This is a genomic window from Bradyrhizobium sp., from assembly GCF_049798375.1.
GTDB lineage: Bacteria > Pseudomonadota > Alphaproteobacteria > Rhizobiales > Xanthobacteraceae > Bradyrhizobium.
Genome location: NZ_JBARGP010000719.1, coordinates 1 through 2503, shown reverse-complemented (window position 1 = coordinate 2503; position 2503 = coordinate 1). Strand labels below are relative to the sequence as shown.

Here is a 2503-nt window from a genome sequence, read left to right as displayed (position 1 = left end):
CCTCCTACGTCACGTCCGCCATCCTCGACGTGTCGGGCGGCCGCTGACCGCCCGCGCATCTTCAGAATTGCAATCTCACGGAACATTTGATCATGGCCACTTACGATCTCGTCGTCATCGGTACCGGTCCTGGAGGCTATGTCTGCGCTATTCGCGCGGCGCAGCTCGGCATGAAGGTGGCCGTGGTCGAGAAGAATGCGACGCTTGGCGGCACCTGCCTCAATGTCGGCTGCATGCCCTCGAAGGCGCTGCTGTATGCGTCGGAAATGTTCGAGGAGGCCGGGCATTCCTTCGCCAAGATGGGCGTCAAGGTCTCGGCGCCGGCGCTCGATTTGCCGTCGATGATGAACTTCAAGCAGCAGGGCATCGACGGCAACGTCAAGGGCGTCGAGTTCCTGATGAAGAAGAACAAGATCGACGTGCTCGCCGGCAAGGGCAAGATCCTCGGCACCGGCAAGGTGCAGGTCACCGGGAATGACGGCGCCAGCCAGACGGTCGAGACCAAGAGCATCGTGATCGCCACCGGCTCCGACATCGCGCGGCTGAAGGGCATCGAGATCGACGAGAAGCGCATCGTCTCCTCCACCGGTGCGCTGTCGCTGGAGAAGGTGCCCGGCAAGCTGCTCGTGGTCGGCGCCGGTGTCATTGGCCTCGAGCTCGGCTCGGTGTGGCGCCGCCTCGGTGCACAGGTGACCGTGGTCGAATTCCTCGACCGTATTCTTCCGGGGATGGATGGCGAGATCGCCAAGCAGTTCCAGCGCATGCTCGAGAAGCAGGGCTTTGCGTTCAAGCTCGGCGCCAAGGTGACCGGCGTCGATACCTCGGGTGCGACGCTGAAGGCCAGCATCGAGCCGGCCGCCGGTGGCGCAGCGGAAACGCTGGAGGCTGACGTCGTGCTGGTCTGCATCGGCCGCGTTCCCTACACAGATGGTCTCGGCCTGCAGGAAGCTGGCGTCACGCTCGACAATCGCGGCCGCGTCCAGATCGATCACCATTTCGCAACCAGCGTGCCGGGCGTCTACGCGATCGGCGATGTCGTCGCCGGCCCGATGCTGGCGCACAAGGCCGAGGATGAAGGCGTCGCAGTCGCCGAAATCCTCGCAGGCCAGGCTGGCCATGTGAACTACGACGTCATTCCTGGCGTGGTCTACACCACGCCGGAAGTCTCCTCCGTCGGCAAGACCGAGGAAGAGCTGAAGCAGGCGGGTACAGCTTACACAGTCGGCAAGTTTCCCTTTACCGCCAACGGCCGTTCCAAGGTCAACCAGACCACGGACGGCTTCGTCAAGATTCTGGCGGATGCGAAGACCGACCGCGTGCTCGGCGTGCACATCATCGGCCGCGAGGCCGGCGAAATGATCCACGAAGCGGCCGTGTTGATGGAGTTCGGCGGCTCGGCCGAAGATCTGGCGCGCACCTGTCACGCCCATCCGACCCGTTCGGAGGCGATCAAGGAAGCCGCGCTTGCGGTGGGCAAGCGCGCCATCCATATGTGACCGACGCCAATGCGCGGCATGTTCCGGACGAAGCAATCTTAAGGCTTCGATAAGGCGCATGCCGTGAGATTTGCCGAACTGCGCTTGCATCGCGCGTGATCGCATGCGCATCGGCCTCGCGGGGCGGAGATGGAAGTCTATGCTGCGCCGCCTGCTTCAGCCGTTCTGGGTCCTGCTCGCGATCATCTTCCTGATCGAGGCTTGGCTGTGGGATCATCTCGAGCCGATCGTGGCGCGGGTGGTCTCCTTGATCCCCTTGCGCGCATTGAAGCGATGGCTGTCCGCGCGGATCGACACGCTGCCGCCGGCCCTGACGCTGGTCGTATTCTGCGTGCCGGTGATCATGCTGTTCCCGCTGAAGCTGATCGGGCTGTGGCTGCTGGCGCATCATCATTGGGCGGCCGCGTTCTGCGCGATCATCTTCGCCAAGCTGCTGGGTGTCGGCGTCACCGCCTTCGTGTTCGACGTGACGCGCGACAAGCTGCTGCAGATGGGGTGGTTCGAATGGCTTTATCAGTCCGTTCTGACGCTACGCGCCAAGGCGGCCGAGCTGGTCGATCCGGTCAAGGCACGCATCCGCGAGCTCGTTCATGGCAATGGCGACGGCTGGTCCTCGCGCATGCTCCGCGTGATCCTGCGCTTCCGGAAAAGCGTGCAGGCGCGGTGAGCTTATCGCCTCTGCGCGGCAAGGATCGGCTATCATAGTTCCGTCGTTGCGAGCGAAGCGACGTGTCCACCATAGGGCGACGGGCGACGGCGAAAGCAATCCTGAGCCAGGAAGTAAGTCTGGATTGCTTCGTCGCTGACGCTCTTCGCAACGACGAAGCCCGCACTCGGCTCAGGGCAGATGCAGCAGATGCGGCTCGAACACGCCGAGCGCGGTCATGGCGATGCCGACCAGAGCAAGCCCACCGGAGATCCAGGCCAGCGCGAGGATGCCGGTGATGATGGTCGCGGATGCCAGCACGATGCCGATCTGGAACGCGGCCGACGCCAGCTCGTAGTGA

Annotated in this window: 3 protein-coding genes; 2 read left to right on the top strand and 1 reads right to left on the bottom strand. The window is 63.7% G+C overall.

Annotated elements, in window-relative coordinates; translation table 11 throughout:
- Nucleotides 1-92: 92 nt before the first annotated feature.
- Both lpdA and WA702_RS27960 read left to right on the top strand, forming a co-directional pair.
- On the top strand, nucleotides 93-1496 hold the full coding sequence (gene lpdA, locus WA702_RS27965) for a dihydrolipoyl dehydrogenase (protein WP_425113776.1): 1404 nt from the start codon (nucleotides 93-95) through the stop codon (nucleotides 1494-1496).
- Between the two features lie 139 nt (nucleotides 1497-1635).
- Complete coding sequence (locus WA702_RS27960) at nucleotides 1636-2163, top strand: hypothetical protein (protein WP_425113775.1); 528 nt, start codon at nucleotides 1636-1638, stop codon at nucleotides 2161-2163.
- A gap of 171 nt (nucleotides 2164-2334) precedes the next feature.
- On the opposite strand, the gene WA702_RS27955 is transcribed toward WA702_RS27960, so the two are convergent.
- Nucleotides 2335-2503: DUF4337 family protein (locus tag WA702_RS27955; RefSeq protein WP_425113777.1), on the bottom strand; the 169-nt coding region annotated here is incomplete at its 5' end.

What these genes read in the sequence shown, in the direction of transcription:
- WA702_RS27960 (WP_425113775.1), top strand. Translation starts at nt 1,636, where the DNA reads ATGCTGCGCCGCCTGCTTCAGCCGTTCTGGGTCCTGCTCGCGATCATC.
- lpdA (WP_425113776.1), top strand. Translation starts at nt 93, where the DNA reads ATGGCCACTTACGATCTCGTCGTCATCGGTACCGGTCCTGGAGGCTAT.